The sequence below is a fragment of the Roseomonas sp. TF40 genome, from assembly GCF_057219975.1.
Map to the genome: position 1 here is coordinate 394,814 of NZ_JBXVVR010000003.1, position 19,716 is coordinate 414,529.

The 19,716-nt window shown below is 70.8% G+C and carries 19 protein-coding genes; 3 read left to right on the forward strand and 16 right to left on the reverse strand.

Annotated features, from left to right (window positions below; all coding sequences use genetic code 11):
* The first annotated feature begins 26 nt into the window (after window positions 1–26).
* Window positions 27–398 carry a carboxymuconolactone decarboxylase family protein gene (locus tag AC2D9U_RS11780; protein WP_484749134.1) on the forward strand — a complete coding sequence of 124 codons (372 nt, stop codon included), beginning with the start codon at window positions 27–29 and terminating at the stop codon, window positions 396–398.
* A 7-nt stretch (window positions 399–405) separates the two neighbouring features.
* Here the strand turns inward: AC2D9U_RS11780 and AC2D9U_RS11785 are convergent, their stop codons facing one another.
* Window positions 406–1,407 (reverse strand): TRAP transporter substrate-binding protein, encoded by a 1,002-nt coding sequence (locus tag AC2D9U_RS11785; protein WP_484749135.1) that lies wholly within the window; start codon window positions 1,405–1,407, stop codon window positions 406–408.
* A gap of 110 nt (window positions 1,408–1,517) precedes the next feature.
* On the opposite strand from AC2D9U_RS11785, the gene AC2D9U_RS11790 reads away from it, so the two are divergent.
* Window positions 1,518–2,297, forward strand: coding sequence for an enoyl-CoA hydratase-related protein (locus tag AC2D9U_RS11790; RefSeq protein ID WP_484749137.1), 780 nt, complete (start codon window positions 1,518–1,520; stop codon window positions 2,295–2,297).
* On the opposite strand, the gene AC2D9U_RS11795 is transcribed toward AC2D9U_RS11790, so the two are convergent.
* Genes AC2D9U_RS11795 through AC2D9U_RS11805 form a run of 3 tightly spaced genes read right to left on the reverse strand, consistent with a single transcriptional unit; the run spans window position 2,284 to window position 6,334 of the window.
* A complete protein-coding gene (locus tag AC2D9U_RS11795; protein WP_484749138.1) occupies window positions 2,284–3,591 on the reverse strand; it encodes an amidase in 1,308 nt (435 codons plus the stop codon). The two genes, AC2D9U_RS11790 and AC2D9U_RS11795, sit on opposite strands and share 14 nt — an antisense overlap.
* Window positions 3,588–4,982, reverse strand: coding sequence for a phenylacetate--CoA ligase family protein (locus AC2D9U_RS11800; RefSeq protein WP_484749140.1), 1,395 nt, complete (start codon window positions 4,980–4,982; stop codon window positions 3,588–3,590). The genes AC2D9U_RS11795 and AC2D9U_RS11800 overlap by 4 nt, the downstream gene beginning before the upstream one ends.
* A gap of 11 nt (window positions 4,983–4,993) precedes the next feature.
* Window positions 4,994–6,334 (reverse strand): MmgE/PrpD family protein, encoded by a 1,341-nt coding sequence (locus AC2D9U_RS11805; protein ID WP_484749141.1) that lies wholly within the window; start codon window positions 6,332–6,334, stop codon window positions 4,994–4,996.
* Between the two features lie 36 nt (window positions 6,335–6,370).
* Here AC2D9U_RS11805 and AC2D9U_RS11810 point away from each other — a divergent pair, with 36 nt between their 5' ends.
* Window positions 6,371–7,621 carry an acetyl-CoA hydrolase/transferase C-terminal domain-containing protein gene (locus tag AC2D9U_RS11810; RefSeq protein WP_484749143.1) on the forward strand — a complete coding sequence of 417 codons (1,251 nt, stop codon included), beginning with the start codon at window positions 6,371–6,373 and terminating at the stop codon, window positions 7,619–7,621.
* Window positions 7,622–7,623: 2 nt separating this feature from the next.
* Here the strand turns inward: AC2D9U_RS11810 and AC2D9U_RS11815 are convergent, their stop codons facing one another.
* From AC2D9U_RS11815 to AC2D9U_RS11870, 12 genes are all read right to left on the reverse strand, one after another.
* Window positions 7,624–8,751 carry a CaiB/BaiF CoA transferase family protein gene (locus tag AC2D9U_RS11815; protein ID WP_484749144.1) on the reverse strand — a complete coding sequence of 376 codons (1,128 nt, stop codon included), beginning with the start codon at window positions 8,749–8,751 and terminating at the stop codon, window positions 7,624–7,626.
* Between the two features lie 4 nt (window positions 8,752–8,755).
* On the reverse strand, window positions 8,756–9,958 hold the full coding sequence (locus AC2D9U_RS11820; RefSeq protein ID WP_484749145.1) for a CaiB/BaiF CoA transferase family protein: 1,203 nt from the start codon (window positions 9,956–9,958) through the stop codon (window positions 8,756–8,758).
* A complete protein-coding gene (locus AC2D9U_RS11825) occupies window positions 9,955–11,109 on the reverse strand; it encodes an acyl-CoA dehydrogenase family protein (RefSeq protein WP_484749148.1) in 1,155 nt (384 codons plus the stop codon). The genes AC2D9U_RS11820 and AC2D9U_RS11825 overlap by 4 nt, the downstream gene beginning before the upstream one ends.
* Window positions 11,110–11,162: 53 nt before the next feature.
* Window positions 11,163–12,548, reverse strand: a complete 1,386-nt coding sequence (locus tag AC2D9U_RS11830) for an MmgE/PrpD family protein (RefSeq protein ID WP_484749149.1) — start codon at window positions 12,546–12,548, stop codon at window positions 11,163–11,165.
* Between the two features lie 11 nt (window positions 12,549–12,559).
* On the reverse strand, window positions 12,560–13,441 hold the full coding sequence (locus AC2D9U_RS11835; protein ID WP_484749151.1) for a polysaccharide deacetylase family protein: 882 nt from the start codon (window positions 13,439–13,441) through the stop codon (window positions 12,560–12,562).
* Between the two features lie 54 nt (window positions 13,442–13,495).
* Entirely contained in the window at window positions 13,496–14,227 is a 732-nt protein-coding gene (locus AC2D9U_RS11840) for a GntR family transcriptional regulator (protein WP_484749152.1), read from the reverse strand.
* On the reverse strand, window positions 14,224–14,973 hold the full coding sequence (locus AC2D9U_RS11845; protein ID WP_484749154.1) for a maleate cis-trans isomerase family protein: 750 nt from the start codon (window positions 14,971–14,973) through the stop codon (window positions 14,224–14,226). Before AC2D9U_RS11845 ends, AC2D9U_RS11840 begins: the two co-directional genes overlap by 4 nt.
* A 63-nt stretch (window positions 14,974–15,036) precedes the next feature.
* On the reverse strand, window positions 15,037–15,723 hold the full coding sequence (locus AC2D9U_RS11850) for a DUF2848 domain-containing protein (protein WP_484749157.1): 687 nt from the start codon (window positions 15,721–15,723) through the stop codon (window positions 15,037–15,039).
* Window positions 15,720–17,093 carry a TRAP transporter large permease gene (locus AC2D9U_RS11855; protein ID WP_484749158.1) on the reverse strand — a complete coding sequence of 458 codons (1,374 nt, stop codon included), beginning with the start codon at window positions 17,091–17,093 and terminating at the stop codon, window positions 15,720–15,722. Before AC2D9U_RS11855 ends, AC2D9U_RS11850 begins: the two co-directional genes overlap by 4 nt.
* Window positions 17,090–17,710 (reverse strand): TRAP transporter small permease subunit, encoded by a 621-nt coding sequence (locus tag AC2D9U_RS11860; protein ID WP_484749160.1) that lies wholly within the window; start codon window positions 17,708–17,710, stop codon window positions 17,090–17,092. Before AC2D9U_RS11860 ends, AC2D9U_RS11855 begins: the two co-directional genes overlap by 4 nt.
* Window positions 17,711–17,773: 63 nt before the next feature.
* Window positions 17,774–18,850, reverse strand: a complete 1,077-nt coding sequence (locus AC2D9U_RS11865) for a TRAP transporter substrate-binding protein (RefSeq protein ID WP_484749161.1) — start codon at window positions 18,848–18,850, stop codon at window positions 17,774–17,776.
* Window positions 18,851–18,893: 43 nt separating this feature from the next.
* Window positions 18,894–19,709, reverse strand: a complete 816-nt coding sequence (locus AC2D9U_RS11870) for a putative hydro-lyase (RefSeq protein WP_484749163.1) — start codon at window positions 19,707–19,709, stop codon at window positions 18,894–18,896.
* Window positions 19,710–19,716: the final 7 nt, after the last annotated feature.

Here is a 19,716-nt window from a genome sequence, read left to right on the forward strand (position 1 = left end):
TGCTTGCGGCAGAAGAGGAGTTCGTGATGGCTGAAGCGGATGCGCATTTCGAATCCACGCTCGGGACCGTGCCGGAGAGCGTGGCCTTGCTCGCCCGCCATGCGCCCGAGGCCTTCGCTGCCTATCTCGCCGCGCGCGAGGCCGCCTATCGCCTGCCGCCGGAGGGTCATCTTCCGCTGGCGAGCAAGGAGCTGGTCTTCATCGTGCTCGACGTGGCGGCGGGGCATGTGGAGGGCGCCATCGCGCATGCGGAAGCCGGGCTGCGCGCCGGCCTCACCGCGGGCCAGATCATGGAGGCGCTGGGCATCGCGATCCTGGTGCATGGGCATCAATGCTGGGCGCGGGCCGGCGCGGCGGTGATGCGCCATGTCGAGCGCCTCACCACCCCGCCGGGCTGACGCGCCGTCAGCCGCGGCCGACGCGGCGGCGGAATTCCTGGATGATCGGACCTGCGGCCGGGTTGGTGCGGATGAACTCATCCGTCATCGTGGCCGTCGCGGCCCGCATCGCCTGCACCAGCGCGGGCGTGGGCTCATCCACCGTCATGCCGTTCTGGCGCAGCTCGTTCATGCGCGTGGTGTGCTCGCCCTTCGACACGTTCCAGAATTCCGGCTCGAGCCGCTTGCCGATCTCCTGGATCTGGGTGCGCGTGGCGGCCGGCAGGCGGCGCCAGGCTTCGAGGTTCACCACCATCAGGTTCGACGCCCACAAATGGTTCGTCGTGTAGGTGTGGCGCAGGAACTCCCAGTAGCGCTGCGCCACCGCCGTCGTGCCGCTGGTCATCACCGCATCGACGCGGCCGGAGGCCAGCGCGGGCACGACATCGGGGTTGGTCAGCTGCTGCGGCACCATGCCCAGGCGCGTCACCATGTCCGCCGTCACACGGTCATAGGTGCGCATGCGGATGCCGCGCAGATCGGCGGCCGTGGCGATCGGGCGCTTGAAGTAGAAGTTCTGCGTCGGCCAGGGCACGATGTAGAGCACCAGCTGGTTGCGCCGCTCCAGCTCGCGCTCCCAGGTCGCGCGCACGATCGAGTGCATGATCGCGAGCTCATCGTAGTTGGCGATGAGGAAGGGGATGCTCTCGATGCCGAGCAGCGGCAGGTCGCCGACATTCTGGAAGGCGGCAAATTCGGCCATCGGCACCACGCCGTCGCCCACCGCGCGCACCGTCTCATTGGCGCGCACGCCGAGCGAGCCGCCCGGATGCACGGTCATCTGCACCGCGCCATTGGTCGCATTGCGCACCTCGGTCGCGAAGCGCTGCGCGTTGACGGTGTGGAATTCGCTGGGTCCCCAGGGGATGGAGACGTCCCAGCGCGTCGGCGCCTGCGCCCGCGCCGCACCGCCGGCCGCACCTGCCAGGGCGAGACCGCCCGCCATCCGCATCACGTCGCGTCGCTGCATGCCGCCAGACTCCTCAGTTTCGGTATCGTGGGGCGCAAGCCAAGCACGGGTCGCGAGGTCCGACAAGGAATTTGTACGGACAAATCGAGGCGTGGCGCTATGCTGCACCCATGACCGCGCCGCTCCGCCTGATTCGCGATGGCTCCCAGGCCACGCTGCTGCTTGACCGTCCTGCCCGGCGCAACGCCATGACTCGGGCCATGTGGCTCGCCCTTCCCGCTCTCCTCGCCGAGGCCGCGGCGGATGAGGCCATCGCCCTGCTGCGGCTCGAGGGTGCGGGCGGGCATTTCTGCGGCGGCGCCGACATCGCCGAATTCGCGGAGTCCTACGCCACGCCCGAGGCCAGCGCGGCGACCAACGCCGCGATCCGAGGCGCGGTGGAGGCCGTGGCCGCCTTTCCGAAGCCGATCGTGGCGGTGATCCGTGGTGCTTGCGTCGGTGGCGGCGTCGCGCTCGCCCTGGCCTGCGATCTGCGCTTCGCCGCGGCGGATGCGCGCTTCGCTGTCACGCCCGTGCGCCTCGGCCTGGCCTACAGCCATGCCGATACGCAGCGCCTGGCGCGCGCCATCGGGCTGGGGCCGGCGCGCGACCTGCTGTTCACCGCGCGCGCCATCGATGCCGCGGAGGCACTTCGGCTTGGCCTCATCGAGCGGCTCTGGCCGGTCGAGTCCTTCGAGGCCGATTGCGCCGAGGGCCTCGCCGCCATCGCCGCGACCTCGCGCCCCGCGCTGCGGCATGTGAAGGGCATGCTCGCCGCGATCGCGCAGGGCGAGGCCGAGGAGAACGCGGCAACGCGTGCGCTCTTCGAGGATCTCTTCGCCGGCGAGGACTTCGCCGAGGGCTACCGCGCCTTCCTCGAGAAGCGCCCGCCGCGCTTCACCGCGCGTTAGCATCGATAACCGGTGGAGCACGAGATCCGTCCATTTGGACGGATAGTGCTCCAAGCGCCTCCGCCAGCGCCACTAGCTTCGCCTCCTCATGCGGGCGGCCGATGAGCTGCATCGAGCAGGGCAGGCCGCCATCGGCGGCGGGCCAGGGAAAGGCGATGGCGGGCAGGCCGGCGATATTGGCCGGCGCGCAGAAATCCGCCTGGTCGGCCGGCGCGGGCGTGCCATGCGCGAAGGCGCGTTGCGGTGCGGTCGGCAGCAGCAGCGCGTCGCAGGCATCGAGGGCGCGCAGCATCGCGGCGCGCACTTCCGCGAGCCGGAACAGGGCGCGCATCAGCCGCGTGGTGCGGGCATCGCGCCCATAGGCGAGGGCCGCCCGGAAGCCGGGCGAGGCGGCATGCGGATCCTCGATCAGGGCCGGATGCAGCGCGGCGGCCTCCGCCTCGATCAGCAGCAGGCCGGCGCGCCGCGCGGCGCCCGGATCCCAACCCTCGAGCGCCAGTTCCGACACGGCGATGCCCAGCCCGCGCGCGGTGGCGATGGCCGCGTCCCAGGCCTCGCGGATCGCGGGCTCCATCGGCGCGGCCTGCACGGGGCGCGGCAGGCCAAGGCGCAGCGTGGCGTGGTGCAGCGCCGCACGCGGCACGGCGTGCCAGCCGGGCGGCGTGGGGCGGCTCATCGGATCGGCGGGGTCCTCGCCCACCATCGCCTCCAGCCCCTGCGCGGCGAGGCGCGGCGTGGCTGCGAGCATGCCGACATGATCGAGGCTCGGCGAAAGTGGCACCACGCCGTGGCGCGAGACGAGGCCGGCCGTCGGCTTCAGCCCGACCACGCCGCAATAGGCTGCCGGGATGCGCACGCTGCCCATCGTGTCCGTGCCGATGGCGAGGGTGACGAAGCCCGCAGCCACCGCCGCGCCCGAACCGCCGGAGGAACCGCCCGGCGTGTAGCCGGGACGCAGCGGGTTCATGCAGCGGCCGAAGCCGGGTGTGTCGGTCGTCGCGCCCAGCGCGCCCTCATGCATCGCGAGCTTGCCGAGGATCACCGCCCCGGCGCGGCGCAGCCCCGCCACGGCGGGCGCATCCGCGGTGGCGATGCGGCCCCGCAAAGCCGCGATGCCCGCCGTGGTCGGCAGGCCGGCAACGTCGAGATTGTCCTTCACCCCGAGCGCGACACCGCGGAGCGGGCCATCCGGCGGCACCTGCGCGGCCGCCTGCGGATCGATCGCCCAGAAGGCGCCGATGGCGCCATCCTCGCGCGCGATCTTCGCGAGGCGCGCGGCGATCTCCGTGCTCATGCCTTGCGCTCGTCCAGCAGGCGGATCGGCTTCTGCCGGCTCTCCACCTGCGTCAGCGCCGCGAGTGCGCCGGGGGCTTCGAGCGCCACCGTGATCTCGACACCGAGCCGCGTGCGCAGCGCGCCTTCGAGCCGCGCCTGCAGCCCTGCCTCCGGCGTGCCGCGATGCTCCAGATGCACCGTCATCGCATCGCGCGGGCCGTCGCGGTGCACGCGGCAGATGAACTCGCCCGTGGCGTCCGCGCAGTGCTCCACGAGCAGCGCGCCGATGCCGGTGGGGAAGAGGTTGATGCCGCGCAGCTTCACCATGTTGTCGCTGCGCCCGAGGAAGCCGCGGATCCGGCGGAAGGGAATGCCGAGCGGGTTGGCGCCGATCACCTCCTCCGTCACGTCATGCGTGTTGAAGCGGATGATCGGGAAGACGTCGTCCTTGAAGAGGCAGGTGCAGACCATGTCGCCAAGCGTGCCCTGCGGCACGGGCAGGCCCGTGTCGGGATCGGCGATCTCCAGCAGATGCGCGTCCTCCATCACATGCATGCCGCCGCGATCGGGGCCTTCGCCGGCGATGATCCCGGTATCGCCCACGCCGTACCAGTCATAGACGGCGGCACCGCCCCAGGCGGCGGAGAGGCTCGCCTGGCTCTCGCTGCCCAGATGTGCGCAGATCAGGCGGATGGGGATGTCGCGCCCGGGGGTGAAGCCTTCTTCCCGCGCCACGTCAGAGAGACGCTTGATGTAGTCGGCAAAGCCGACGATGGCGGTGGCGCCGAATTCGCGCATCATGAAGACCTGCTGCGCGCTGCGCGTCTCCACCCCCGTGCCCGCGCTCATGAAGCGCGCGCCGACCCAATGCGTCACCGTCTCGCGCACGTAATGGCCACCATTGATCAGGCCGTGGCCATAGACGCTGTGCACCACGTCGTCGCGAGTCATGCCGGCCATGAGGTACATGCGCGCGAGCAGGCGGTTCTGTACCTCGCGGCTCTTCGGCCCGAAGAGCAGGGGTTGCGGCTTGCCAGTGGTGCCGCTCGTGGTCTGGAAGATGATCTGCGGGCGGCGCTCCGGCCGGTGCGCTTCCTGTCCATGGAAATCGCCGAGCGGCGGGAAGCGCGCGACGCTGTCCATCAGATCCGACTTGTCGTAGCTCGGCAGCTTCGCGAGGTCGTCGAGACCGCGTATGTCGCCCGGCTCGATGCCCTTCGCCCCCCAGAGGCGCTGGTAGAAGGGCACCTTCCAGGCGAATGCCATCACCGCCGCGAAATCGCGTTCCTGCCGCGCCCGCAACGCATCGCGGGAGAGCCCCTGCAGGGCGCGCGGGAAATCCGCGCCGATCGGGAAATCCCGCACCAGCGCGGCATGATCCATCGCGGTGAAGTAGTCGAAGGCGGGCATGGCCGGGCTCCTCAGGGCAGGGCGGCGTTGAGGGCGCTGAGCGGCGCGCCCTCGGCAAGGGCGAGCGTGGCCGCGATCACCGTCTCGATCTGCGGGGCCGCAACGCCGGCGCTCGCCATCAGCAGGCGCGCCTTCTCGACCAGCGCGGCCTCGGCGAGCGGGTTCTCCGGGTCGCCGAGCGCATCGGGAATCTCCGCGCGCCGCACCGCGCCATCCGCATGGGTGAGGGTGACGGCGGCGCCGAACCGCGCCGGGTAGCGCGCGGTGAAGTCGCCCGAGGCCTCCACGCGGATGACGCCACGCAGCGCCGCGAGATCGGGCCGCGACAGGGCCGGCGGATCGAAGGCGTCGAGCGGTGGCGGGCCATCCTGCAGCGCCACGGCCACCGCGTGCTGCAGCGAGAACTTCGCCTCGATCGTCGTCGTTGGCGTCAGGCGATCGCAGAAGGCGACGGCATCGGCATAGGTCGCGACGGTGATGGCCGTGATCGGCGCGGCGGCGGGGTCGCGCAGCGCGAGGGCGGCATCGATCGCCGCATGGCAATGGCGGCAGGCAGGCCAGGGCTTGAAGCTCGTCTCATGCATGAGCCAGGGTGCCTCGGGCGCAGCCAGCACGCGCTCCGGCCGCGCATCCGGGGCGAGGCCAGCGAAAAAGCCAAGCGCGCCTTCCAGGATGAAGCGCGGGCCACTCAGCCCCTCCGCCGCCAGCAGCGCGGCCTCCAGCCCCATCACAGCGGCGCGCGCCGTGTGCAACTGCTTGGTCATCACCGGCTCGGCCCGGCATTGCCACACGCCGCCCGCCTGCGTGCCCGCATTGCCCAGCGCCCAGGCCGTCGCCGTGGCATCGAGCCCCAGCAGCGAGGCGGCGGCCGCCGCCGCACCGAAGGGGCCGCAACTCGCCGTCGGGTGGAATTGCCGGTAATGCGCCGGACCCATGGCGCGGCCGATGCGGATCTCCGCCTCATAGCCGCGCAGGATGGCATCGAGCAGCGCAGTGCCCGAAGCGGCGCGCGCCGTGGCGAGGGCGAGCGCGGCGGGCACAACGACCGGGCCCGGATGCAGGATCGCGGCGCGATGCACGTCATCCATCTCGAGCACATTGCCGAAGGCGCCATTGGCGAAAGCCGCATCGCGCGCCCCATGCGCGCCGCCGCGCAGCACGCGCGCGGGCCCCGTCGGTTGTTGCGCGGCATGGCGGCGGAAAACCCCGCCCACCTCGCTCGCCGCGCCGGCCGTCGCACAGCCGAGCCAGTCGAGCAGATGCAACGCGGCGCGGCGCCGATCGCCGGTGTTGATCGGCCGCGCCAGCAGCGACGTGAGGTCCTCGGTCAGCGAGCCCAAGCGCGGTTCCATTTGCCACGAAACTTGTCCGGACATATCAACGGAAGCATGTCCCGCGCGCAAGCCGTTCCGATGCTCTCGCCCGCCGCCTTTCTGCGCGGTCTGCGCCCGGGCCTGCGCATCTTCGTCGCAGGCTGCGCGGGCGAGCCACTCGCCCTGCTCGATGCGGCGGCAGCGCAGCCCGCGGCGCTGGCGGGGGCTTCCTTCGTGCAACTGCCCATCGCCGGCGTGAATCGCCGCGACCTGTCGCACCTCGCGCCGCTGGAGGCGCTGTTCATGACGCCGGAATTGCGTGAGGGCCTCGCCGCCGGCCGCGTGCGCTACCGCCCGCTGCACTACAGCGCGAGCGCCGCCTTCCTCGCCGGCGAGGCCCGCTGCGACATGGCATGGTTCCGCTGCAGCGCGCCGGTCGCCGGGCGGGTCTCGCTGGCGCTGGCGCATGATTTCGTGCCGGTGCTGGCAGGGTCGGGCGCGGCGCTGGTGGGTGTGGTGGACCCGAACCTGCCTTTCGTTGCGGATGGCGTGACCTTCGCCGTGTCGGATCTGCAGGCGCTGGTCGATGGGCCCTCGGCCTCGCCCGAGATGCCGCCGGACAAGGCCGACCCGGCATTGGCGGCGCTGGGCCAGGCGGCGGCGGCTTTCGTACGGCCGGGCGATACGCTGCAGGCGGGCATCGGTGCGGCGGTGAATGCCGTGCTCGGCGCGCTCGGCACGCATCGCGACCTCACGCTGCACACGGGCATGATCGGGGACGCGGCGATGGCGCTGGTCGATTCGGGTGTCATCACGCGCGCGACCACGGGCGTGGCACTCGGCAGTTCTTCGCTCTATGCGCGGCTCGCCGCGATGCGCAACCTTGCCTTCCGCCCCGTCTCACACACCCATGACGCCGCGGTCCTCGCCGGGCTGCCGCGCCTGGTCGCGGTGAATGGCGCGGTGGAGGTCGATCTGCTGGGCCAGGTGAATGCCGAGATGGTGGAAGGGCGCCAGGTCTCGGGCCATGGCGGCATGGCGGATTTCATGCGCGGCGCGCGCCGCAGTGCGGGCGGGCGCGGCGTGACGGTGCTGCTCGCCACCGGGCGGGGCGGCAGCGTCTCGCGAATCGTGCCGATGCTCGCGCCGGGCACGCCGGTGGCGCTGACGCGCGCGGATGTCGATGTCGTGGTCACGGAATTCGGCGCGGCGGAACTGCGCCATGCCGATCTCGACCAGCGCGCGGCGCGGTTGATCGCCATCGCGGCGCCCGCCTTCCGCGAGGGACTTGCAGAGGCCTGGGTGGCGATGCGACGGCGGATGTAGCCCTATCGGGCCTTCCTGCGGCGCGCCTCGGCGACGACGGCTTGCGTATGCTCGCCCAGGCCCGGCAGGCGCGGATCCAGCCGGCCGGGTTCGTCGCGGAACTTGATCGGCAGGCCGATATGCAGATTGCCCGCCTCGTCGCGGACGAGCATCTCGCGCGCGGCCGCCTGCGGCTGCGCGAAGGCCTCCTTCAGGTCCAGCAGCGGCGCGAAGCACACATCGCGGCCTTCGAACCAGGCCTCCCACTCGGCGCGCGTGCGCGTGGCGAAGGTGGCGCGCAGGAAGTCCTGCACGGGTGCATGGGCGGGGCCCGGCGGGCCGGAGGCCGCGGCGATCAGGTCCGGCCTTCCCAGCGCATGCAGCAGCGTCTCGACGAATTTGTGCTCGCTGCCGCCGAGCACGACTTGCCTGCCATCGGCGGTGTCGTAGATGCCGTAGAAGGCGCCGCCGCCCCATTGGCGTTCCTGCTTCACCACCGGCATGCGGTCCTCGGCGAAGACGAGGCCCGTGGCGTTCGGCAGCCAGGAGAGCGTGGCGTCGAGCATCGCCATGTCGATCACATCGCCCCGCCCCGTGCGCTCGCGCCGCAGCAGCGCCATCAGGATGGCGCTCAGCGCGAGGAGCGAGGCCGTGACATCGGCGACAGGCACCGCCGGATGCGTCGGCTTGCCATCCTGGCCGAGATTGACCGAGAGCGTCCCCGCCAGCGCCTCCACCGCCAGATCATGCGCGGGCTTGTTGCGCAGCGGCCCGGTATGGCCGAAGGCGGAGATGGAGCAGTAGACGAGGCACGGGTCGCGCGCCGTCATCGCCGCGGCGCCGATGCCGAGCCGATCGGCGACGCCGGGCCGGAAGGCCTCGACGATCACGTCGCAGGTCGCGGCGACATCGTGGAAGGCGGCGAGTCCTTCGGCACTCTTGAGGTCGAGCACGATCGACTTCTTGCCGCGATGCGTGTTGCGGAACCACACGCTCTCGCCCTGCGCGCGCGGGCCGATGTTGCGCACCGGCTCGCCGGTCGGCGGTTCGAGCTTGATGACCTCCGCACCGTGATCGGCCATCACCGTGGTGAGGTAGGGCCCCGGCAGGAACAGCGAGAGATCGAGCACCCGCACGCCATCGAGCTTCATGCCGCTACACCGCCCCCAACGCGCGCAGCTGCGCGATTTCATCCACCGTGTAGCCATTCTCGGCCAGGATCGCCGCCGTATCCGCGCCATAGGCGGGGCCTGCGCGCCCGGCGAGCCGCGCGCCGTTGAGGCGGATCGGGCTCGCCATCACCTTGAGGTCGGGCCGCGCCGGATGCGGCAGGTCCAGCACGCCGCCCTGCGCGCGGAAATAGGGATTGTCGAGCGCCTGGGCGAGGCTCAGCACCGGCGCGACGGGCACCTTGCCCGCGAGCAGCGCCACCCATTCGGCGGAGCTGCGCGCGCGCATCGCGGGGTCGAGCAGCGTCATCAGCGCCGCGCGATTTGCCAGCCTGGCCTCGAAGCCGCGGAAGCGCGGATCGGCGAGCAGTTCGGGCAGGCCGGCGGCCTCGCAGAAGCGCTTCCAGAAGGCGGGCTTGATGCACATGACGAAGACATGCCCGTCGCGCGTGGGGAACATCTCGCAGGGCACGACGAAGGGGTGGCCGCCACGCGGGCGTCGCGGCACTTCGTGCGAATCGTTGAGGTACCAGCTCGCCACATAGGTCAGGCTGTGCATCGCGACATCGTAGAGCGAGACATCGAGATCGCAGCCCTTGCCACTGGCGCGCGCGCCCATGACGCCGGCGAGCAGCGCCGTGGCGGCGGTCAGGCCGGACATGAAATCGACCAGCGAGAGGCCGGCGCGCGTGGGCGGGGCCTCGGGTTCGCCGGTCAGCGCGCAGAAGCCGGCCTCGGCCTGGGCGAGATAGTCATAGGCCGGCCAGGCCGCGCGCTCGCCGCTGCGGCCATAGCCGGAGAGATGCACGCAGACGATCGCGGGATTCACCGCCGAAAGTGCGGCGTAATCGAGGCCGAGCCGCGCCGGCAGGTCGCCGCGCAGATTGTTCGCCACCGCATCGGCCTGGCGCACGAGGCGATGCAGCGCCGCCCGCGCCTCGGGCTTGCGCACATCGAGCGTGAGGCTGCGCTTGTTGCGGTTGAAGGACTGGAAATACTGGCTGTCATTCTCCCCGAGCGCGAAGCCGCCGGTGTGGCGGGCGATGTCGCCGGGCGGCTCGCCCTCGGTCGCGGGTGGCTCGATCTTGATGACCTCGGCGCCGAGATCGGCGAGGTGCATGGTCGCGAAGGGGCCGGCGCCGAACTGCTCGAAGCTGAGGATCCGCAGGCCCTGCAGCGGCAGGCTCATGCGGGATTCCGCGCGATGAGCTGCTTGGCGATGATCATGCGCTGGATCTCGTTCGTGCCCTCGCCGATGCACATCAGGGGCGCGTCGCGGAAGTAGCGCTCCACATGGTATTCCTTCGAATAGCCGTAGCCGCCATGGATGCGCATGGCATCGAGCGCGTTGTCCACCGCGGCTTCGCTGGCGAAGAACTTCGCCATGCCGGCCTCCATGTCGCAGCGCTCGCCGGCGTCATAGGCGCGGGCGGCGTCATAGGTCAGAAGGCGCGCGGCCTGGTGGCGCGTGGCCATCTCGCCGAGCTTGAGCTGGATCGCCTGGTGCTCGCAGATCGGCTTGCCCATGGTGCGGCGGATCTGGCTGTAGCGCACTGAATCCTTCAGCGCCGCCGCCGCGAGGCCACAGCCGCGCGCGGCGATGTTGATGCGCCCGAGTTCCAGCCCTCCGAGCGCGGCCTGCAGGCCCTGGCCCTCGACGCCGCCGATCAGGTTCTCGGCCGGCACCCGGTAATCCTCGAAGACGAGTTCGGCACTGTCGATGCCCTTGTAGCCCAGCTTCTCGAGCTTGCGGCTGACGGTGAAGCCCGGCCCCTTGGGGGCGAGCAGCATGGACATGCCCTTGTGGCGCGGCTGCGCGTCCATGTCGGTCTTCACGAGCAGGGCGAAGCAGCTGCCCTGGATGCCGTTGCTGATCCAGGTCTTGGTGCCGTTGACGATGTAGTGGTCGCCTTCCCGCCGCGCGCGGGTGCGGATGGCCTGCAGGTCCGTGCCGCAATCGGGCTCCGTGAGGGCGAGGCCGCCGCGGATCTCGCCGCTCGCGAATTTCGGCAGCCAGGCGCGCTTCTGCGCCTCGGTCCCCATGCGGGAGACGCAGGCCGCCATGATGAGGTGGCTGTTGAAGATGCCGGTCAGCGACATCCAGGTCTCGGCGATCTTCTCGACGATCTTGGCGTAGGTGGTGGCGGAGAGGCCGAGCCCGCCATACTCGGCCGGGATGGTCGAGCCGAAGAGGCCGAGTTCCTTCATCTGCTCGACCATCTCATGCGGATATTCATCCGCATGGTCGAACTTCAGCACATGCGGCCGAACGTCCCGCGCCAGCCACTTCTCGACCGCATCGAGCATCTCGGCATCGGAGTCGGCGGTGGGCGTGCTCATCGGGCGCTCTCCAGGGATTTGTCCGGACAAATAAGGGGGCTTGCGCCGCCCCGTCAATCTTTCCCGGCCATGGCGCGCACCAGCACGGCGATATCGGGCAGGCCCTGCATGTCGGCGACCAGCGACAGCAGGCGCTCGACCGTGGTGGCGGGGCGGGGCGGCACGGCATTCGCGCAGCAGCGGCGGAACTTGTCCTCGTTCTCCGCGGCGGTGAGCGGGACCGCGGGGTGGCCGTAGGTGTGCGGCAGGTGGATGCTGTGCGTCGTGCCGCTGGTCAGCGTGACGCTGATCTCCTGCGGGTCGAGCGCGTTCTCGTTGGTGTTGCCGTCGGGTTCGATCCGCACCTTCGCGGCGAAGGCGTGCACGCGCGGGTCGCGCAGCGCCTCACCGCGGAAATCCGGCACGTCGCAGCCGCCCTTCGCCAACCAGACGCCGGCGACGAAGGGCAGGCAGAGCTTCGCATAGTTCGAGGCAGGCTCTGCGATGTCGGGCCGCCCGACGAGACGGCGCACCAGCGGCGGCACGCGGCAGACCACCTCCGCCACCGCATCGGCGGCGAAGCCGTGCCGTGCCATCAGGTCGCGCAGGCCATGCACGACGCCATGGGTGAGGCGCCCGGAGGGGAAGGGCTTGTGCGACAGTTTCTCGATCTGCCACTCGGTGCCCAGCGCGCGCGCGATGCGCTCGGCATGGGGGCCTTCCTCCTCGATCAGCTTGTAGTAGCCGTAGCGGCCGGTGAAGACATCGACCGGCCCCTGCATGCCGGCAGCCGCAAGATCGCAGGCGGCGATGGCGCCGCGCGCATTGAAGCCGATCTGCAGGCCGAGCAGCGGCGAGCCCTCCAGATGCGGCTGCAGGGTGCCGCTGGTCTGGCCATACATGTGGCCGAAGGCGCTGCGCGTGGTGGCGATGTCGAAGCCCGCAAGGTTGGCGATCGCCGCCGTCGCACCGAAGCCGCCGGCCGTCGCGGGGCGGAAGAAGCGCAGCGCGCCATCCGTCGCCACGCCGAGCAGCCCCGCCACATCCACGCCCACCGCCATGGCGGCGAGGAAGCGCTCGCCGCTGACCGGCGCACCGCGCATCGCCGCGCGTTCGCTCCAGGCGAAGAGTGCCGAGAGCAGCGTGGCCATGGGGTGCACCACCGCGCCCTCATGCACGCAGTCGAATTCCAGGCAGTGGATCAGATAGGCGTTGACGATGGCCGCACTGCCGGCCGAAATGCGCCGCCCGCCGAGCCATTCCGTCGCCTCCTCGCCGGGTCCCCAATTCGCGGCGAGGTCGCGCACCGTCTCCACATTCGCGCCGCTGCTGCCGGCGATGGCGACGCCGATCGTGTCGAGCAGGAAGGTCTTCGCCGCGGCGATGGCGCCGGGCGAGAGGTCGGCATGGCGCACGCGCACGGCGTGGGCGGCGAAGGCCTCGGCGATGTCGAAGGTCATGCGCGTGGTCCTCAGCGTGCAGCGGGTTCGGCGGGGGCGGGGTTGTGCGCGGCGAAGGCGCGCGCGATCTCGGCGCGCGTCGCGCACCAGACGCCGCGCTTGCCCTGCACATGCTGCAGGAAGCGTTCGAAGGCGCGGATGCGCCCGGGGCGGCCGATGATGCGCAGATGCAGGCCCAGCGACATCATGCGCGGCGCAGCGGCACCTTCCTCGTAGAGCACCTCGAAGGTCTCGATGGCGTAGTCCAGCCATTGCTGCGGCGTGTAGCCGGGTGCGAGCCAGAACTTCATGTCGTTGGTGTCGAGCGCATAGGGCACGATGACGATGGCGCGCGGGCCGGCCTCGGTCTCCACCACATCCCAGCGTGGCTGGTCATCGGCGTAGTCGTCCATGTGGTAGAGGAAGCCCTCTTCCGCCAGCACGGCGCGCAGCCGCGGCGTGTGCAGGTAGCGCGACAGCCAGCCGAGCGGGCGCGTGCCGGTGGTGGTGGCGATGCTGCTCACGGCCTTGCGCACGAAGTCGCGTTCGCGCGCCGCGTCGAAGGAGAATTGGTGCACCCAGCGCCAGCCATGGCTGCAGGGCTCATGCCCGCCGGCGCGGATCGCCTGCCCGATCTCGGGCGCGCGTTCCAGCGCGACGGCGGCGGCGGTGAAGGTGGCGCGCACGCCATGGCGGTCGAGCAGGCCGAGCACCCGCGGCGCGCCGGCGCGGATGCCGTAGAGGTAGTTGCTCTCATTGCCGAAATTGCGGATCGGGATCTTCAGGGAAACGCCGAGTTCATCGACCGGCTCCGGGCCCTTGTCGCCCTCGGCCACCGACATCTCGGCCCCTTCCTCGACATTGACGACGATCGAGAGCGCAAGGCGCGCATCCTGCGGCCAGATGCCGGGCATGGGTCGTCCCTTCCTTTGTCCGGACAAATGCATAAACCGGCGCGTCGCGGCTGGCTACCTCTCCGCCGCGCGCCTCAGCTTGGTGGTGTAGGTGAACAGCTCCGCCGGGTGCCAGTTGCGGGAGACCAGCATGGTGCTGCCATCGGCCAGCAGGTAGCGGCGCAGGAAGCGCAGGCCGATGGCGCGCGGCTTGCGGCCGAGCGCGGCGGCGACCGCGGGCGGCATGGCGCCGGCCGAGATCTCCTGCACCACCTCGGTCACCTCGACATTGAAGCGCGCCTCGATGGCGGCGTAGATCGCGCCCTGGGCCGGCAGGGCGATGGCGGCGAAGCGCGGATGGACGAAGACCTCGGCGGCGGCGATGGGGCGGTTGGCCTCGTCCACCCGCAGGCCTTCGATGTGCAGCCACCGGGCGCCCGGTTCGGCGGGGATCTGCGCTGCATCCTCGACACTCAGCGCGCGCAGGCGGCGGCTGGTGGATTTCAGCCGCGTATCGGCGGCGTATTGGAACAGCGCCTCGATGCTGCGCAGCGACTGCACCATGCCACGCACCGGCTCACGCGAGACGACGACGGTGCCCGCCCCCTGGCGGCGCTCGACCAGCCCGGCCTCCACCAGGCGGCGCAGGGCTTCGCGGATGGTGTGGCGGGAGACGCGCAGCGTTTCGCACAGCTCGGCCTCGGTCGGCAGCAGCGCGCCCACGGCATAGCGCCCTTCCGCGATCGCGTCGCGGAGGAGCGATTCGATGCGCGCGTAGAGCGGCGCCTTGGGCGCGGCTCCGCTCAATGGCGTTCCAGCAGCGCGCCGAAGCCCTGCACGCGGTCCTGGATGCCGTTCTGGCGCAGCGCCCACCAATAGGTGGCCGTGTTGATGGCGATCACCGGCTTGTCGAGCCAGAATTCCGCGATGGCGGCCAGGCGCGCCATGGCAAGGTTGGTGCCGACCTGCACGATGGCGTCGACCGAGGAATCGTTCAGCTCCATGATCGCATCGCGCAGCGTGCGTTCGCTGACATGGGCGATGGCGACGGGGCTTTCGCATTTCAGCCCCTTCAGCGCCGCGACCTCATAGCCGCAATCGTTGAAGAAGCGGACCACCTGCCGGTCGCCCACCGGCTGGTAGGGGGTGATGACGGCGATGCGGCGGATCGAGGGGCCGAGGGTGCGCAGCGCGGCGCGGCAGGCATCGCTGCCCATGGCCACCTTCACCCCGGCGCGCGCCTCGATCCGGCGCTCGAGCTCGACCGAACCCTCGAGCCCGTCCCAGAAGGTCTCGGCCGACATGCCCATCACGAGGTAGTCGGGCTCGGCCGACATCACGCTGTCCACGGCATCCATGATGGTGCCGCGGATCGCGTCCATCAGGCGGTTGAAGTCGTCGTCGCCGGCGATCTTCATGTTGGGGATGACGATGCGCGAGAAATGGTTGGTGACGCCCACCGGGCGCATCGCGTCGAATTCCGGCTGCACCGAGGTGTTGGTCGAAGGGGCGATCACGCCGAATTTGTGCCGCCAGCCGAGACTGTCCGTCATGCCATCCTCCGCGAAGGCGGGCAGGCTAGCCTCTTCGGTTTGTCCGGACAACTGCGGCCTTGGTCAGCTCACCACGGGCAGGTCGCGGATGTCATAGGCGTGGCGCAGGGTGCGGCCGCGCACCGGGTCGTGCAGGCTCATGCGGAAGCGCGTGGCGGGGCGGATGCCGCCCAGGGCGCCCAGCGTGCCGCAGAACATCAGCGTGCCCGGCGCCAGGGCGGGGCCGCCCGGCCGGCGCGCCATCAGGTCCCGCGGGTGGCGCAGCGTGGCGAGCGCGCCCTGCTGGTAGAGCACTTCCTTGCCCTCGATCGTGGCATGGGCGGTGAGCGTCAGCGCATCCCAATGCGCCTCCACCTCCTCGAAGCGCCACAGCGCGGTGCCCACGGGCTTGCCGCAGAGCTGCTTGGACAGCGCGATGCCGGTTGCCTCCGCCTTGCGGTCCGTATGGTCCGAGCCGAGGCCGAGCCACAGCCCGTCCGCCATCGCCAGCAGCACCGGCTCGACCTCGCCCGAGGTGTCGGGGCCCAGCACCTCCAGCACCGGCGCCTGGGTGAGGTTCGCGGCGGCGGCGCGGTAGTAGACCGGGACCGAAGAGGGGGGCGGCACGCCGATGGCCGCGAGCTCCTCGATATGGTGGCGCACCGCGGCCTCATCCCGCGCGGCCCAGCCGGCGATGATGAGATCCGTGACCGCGACAGCCACGTTGTCACGGCCCGCCGCGGCGTGGCGCTCGAAGGTCAGCATGGTCATGGCCCCACCGCGCCGGGCAGCCACAGGGCGATGCCGGGCATGATCATCAGCAGCACGATCGCCAGGATGTAGACCAGCACGAAGGGCAGCACGCCGGCGAAGACGTCGCCGATCGGCCCGCCATCCTTGCGCATGCCCTGCAGCACATAGAGCACGGTGCCGTCCGGCGGGCTGATCAGCGCGATCTCGACCAGCATGGTGACGACCACGCCGAACCAGATCGGGTCGTAGCCCAGCGCCGTCACCACCGGGAAGATCACGGGGATGGTGGTGATGATCATGGAGAAGCCCTCCATGAAGGTGCCGAGCGCCAGGTAGAATCCGATGATCAGCGCCATGATGACCCAGGGCGGCAGCGGCAGCCCGCCGACAAGGCCCGCCATCATCTGTGGCACGCCGAGCAGCGTGATGACGTAGTTCAGCACATAGGCGCCGAGCAGGATCAGGCCGATCAGCGCCGTGTTGCGTGCCGTGGCCTCGGCGCAGGCATGCAACATGCGCAGTGAGAAGCGCCCTTCCACGACAGCGATGAACAGCGCCGCCACCACGCCGAGCGCGGCCGATTCCGTCGGCGTGGCAAGGCCCGCATAGATCGTGCCGAGCACGACCAGGATCAGGATCAGCGTCGGCAGCAGGCCCCAGAGCGCGCGCAGCTTCTCGCCCAGCGGGATCGGCGGCCCCGGCGGTGGCGCCGCGCCGCGCTTGAACAGGATCACCAGGATGAAGAGCCCCATCACCAGCAGGCTCGGCCCGACCGCGGCGAGGTAGAGCGCGCCGACCGAGGTCTCCGTGATCAGCGCATAGATGATGAAGGTGATGCCCGGCGGGATCAGGTTGCCCAGCGCCCCGCCGGCGGCGAGCGAGCCCATCACCATGCGCGGATCATAGCCGCGCCCCTGGAAGAAGGGCATGGCGACCGAGCCCATGGTCGCCGCCGTCGCCACGGAGGAGCCGCTGATGGCGGAGAACACGCCCGAGGCCACGATGTTGGTGTGCAGCAGGCCGCCGGGCATGCGGTTCAGCCAGACGTTCAGCGCGTGGTAGAGCCGCTCCGAAAGCCCTGCGCGCAGCAGGATCTCGCCCATCAGCAGGAAGAGCGGCACCGCCACCAGCACGAAGGAGGATGAAGGCCCCCACACGGTCTGGCCGAGGAACAGCCAGAAGGGCCGGTCGGAGAAGGCGAAGCCGGCCAGCAGGCCGAGCACGCCGAGTGCGGCGCCGATATAGATGCCGGCCGCGAAGAAGGCGCCGAAGACGCCCAGCAGCACCAGGATCGGCACGATCGGGATCTCGGTGCCGCCGCCCATGCCGCTCAGCGACAGGCCGAGGAAGACGGCCAGCAGGATGAGGATGAAGACGACGGCGATCACCGGCCGCCCTCCTTGCCGGCCGCGATGCCGAGCGCTTCCAGCGCTTCCTGCGCTTCCTCGTCATAGCCGCGCGAGGAGAGGTTGCGCTCCACCTGTTGTGCCTGGCCGTGCAGCGCCAGCAGCAGGTTCTCGAGCAGCATGGCGACGATCAGCACCAGGAAGACCACCAGCCCCGCCGCCCAGAGCCCCTGCGGGATGGCGAGCGGCGTGCGCAGCAGGCTGATGTCCGTGGCGTTGAACAGCAGCGATTCATCCACGAGGTCATAGGCACCCTTGGCGAGGAAGCCCACGAAGATGCCCAGCAAGGCCAGCGCGATCAGGTGCAGCGGCACCCGCGCGCGCTGTGGCAGGCGGTTCACCAGCATGTCGATCCGCACATGGCTGCGGGTCGCGAGGCCGTGCGCCAGCCCCCAGGAGAGCCCGAAGGCCAGCATGTAGCCGGTGATCTCGGTGGTGGATTGCGTGCTGACGCGGAAGATGGACCGCGCCAGCACCTCGAAGGCGATGAAGAAGGCGCAGAGCACGAAGCCCCAGCCGGCGACGATGCCCATCACGGTGGCGAGCGCCGCGACGGCACGCCTCAGGCCGGTGGCCGCGCGCAGGAGCATCATGGGCATGTCCGGTTCAGACATGCGGTGCCCGGGGCGCTTCGCCCCTGCGTCCTTCTGTCATCGCACACGTCACCGCGCCTCGAACCGCACGCCCGAGATCGGCGCGACGACGCGGTTGTAGGTCTCGCCGCAATTCGCCCCGCAGCGCCGCACGAAGGCGGGCAGCACGTTGTCCGTCAGGATGGTGCGCAGCGAGGCGAGGTCCGCCGGCGTGGGGCGCGAGACGGTCATCGGCCGGTTCTCCACCAGGCGGCCGATCGAGCAGCCGGCGCGATCACCCGTGTTGCAGGCGATGCCGTCCTCGCTGGCGTCCTCGCCGAGCTTCCACTGCTGGTCCATCAGCTCCGCGAAGGTCGCGGTGATCATGTCGCGCGCCGGCGCGTCCAGGCGGTTCCACCAGGCGAGGTTCACGAAGTAGCCATAGGTGCTCCAGGCGACGGGCAGCGCATACATGTGCGTCGTCACCTCATACCAGCGCGCGCCATTGCCCGAGCCGGTGCCGGTGATGGCGCAATCCGTCACGCCACGCTCGAGCGCCGCATAGACCTCGGGGAAGCCGATGCCCACCGCCTGGCCGCCGATGGCGGAGACGAAGTCGTTGATGCTGCCGCCACCGGTGCGGATGCGCCGGCCGCGCAGATCGGCCAGCGAATTCGCGCGCTCGCGGCAGAACAGCACCTGCGCCGGATAGGGCGCCATGGCGACGATGCGCACGCCGAAGCGCTCAAGCGCGCGGTTCAGCTCGGGCGTCAGCGCCTCCGCCACGCGGCGTGCCTGGCCGATGGTGGGGTTCAGGCCGGCGAGGTCCACCATGTCGAGCATCGGCACGTCGCCCGCCACCGTGTTCAGCGGCACGGCGCCGATCTCGACCTGGCCGGAGCGCACCAGGCGCACGATCTCGGGGCCGTTCAGGTTGCGCTCCGGCCAGCTCGACAGCGTGACGCGGAAGCGCCCGTTGCTGCGCGCGGCAAGGCCATCGCGCAGCAGCGGGATGTCCACGCGCGTATACTGCGGGATGGCGGGCGAGGGCTGGGTCACCGCCTGGATGTTCACCTGCGGCCCCTGCGCCTGGGCGCCGCCGATCGCCATGCCGGCGCCGGCCAGCGCGCCGAGCAGGGCACGCCCCATGGTTGCGAAACGCGTCATCTCTCTGTCTCTCCCTGTGTGCCAAACGGCGTGGTCGTGGCCGCTACAGCACCGCGAGGTCGCTGTTGCGGAGGTCGGTCACCAGCATCGCGCCCGGTGCGTGGGTGATGGCGAAATCGATCTTGGCCGATGAGATCACAGCCTGGGGCGTGACGCCACACGCCCAGAAGAGCGGCACCTCCCCGGGCGCCACTTCCACCGCATCGCCGTAATCCGGCCGGGTCAGGTCGGTGATGCCGATCAGCGCGGGGTCGCCCAGATGCACCGGCGCGCCATGCACGGCCGGGAAGCGGGAGGTGATCTGGATGGCGCGGATCGCATCCGCCGGCGCGAAGGGGCGCATCGAGACCACCATCGGCCCGGCGAAGCGCCCGGCCGGCGCGCAGGCGATGTTCGTGCGCCACATCGCCACGTTGCGGCCCTGCGCCACATGGCGCAGCGGGATGCCGGCCTCCAGCAGCGCGTGCTCGAAGGTGAAGGAACAGCCGAGCACGAAGGCAACCAGGTCGTCGCGCCACTGGGCGCGGATGTCGGTGGGCTCCGCCGCCAGCGCCCCCTGCCGCCAGACCCGGTAGCGCGGCAGATCCGTGCGCAGGTCGAGATCGAGGCCCAGTTCCGGGATATGCGGGCTGCCCGGCTCGCTCACCCCCAGCACCGGGCAGGGCTTGGGGTTGCGCTGGCAGAAGCGCAGGAAATCGCCGGCCTGCGCCTCTGGCAGGATGACGAGGTTGCCCTGCACGAAGCCCGGCGCGAGTCCCGCGCTATGGGCCGCGAGCCGCCCGGCCCGCGCCGCCTGGCGCACCGTGAGGCCGGTGGGCGGCGGCGGGGCGGTTTCGCGCGGCACGGCATCATCGGGCATCGGCTGG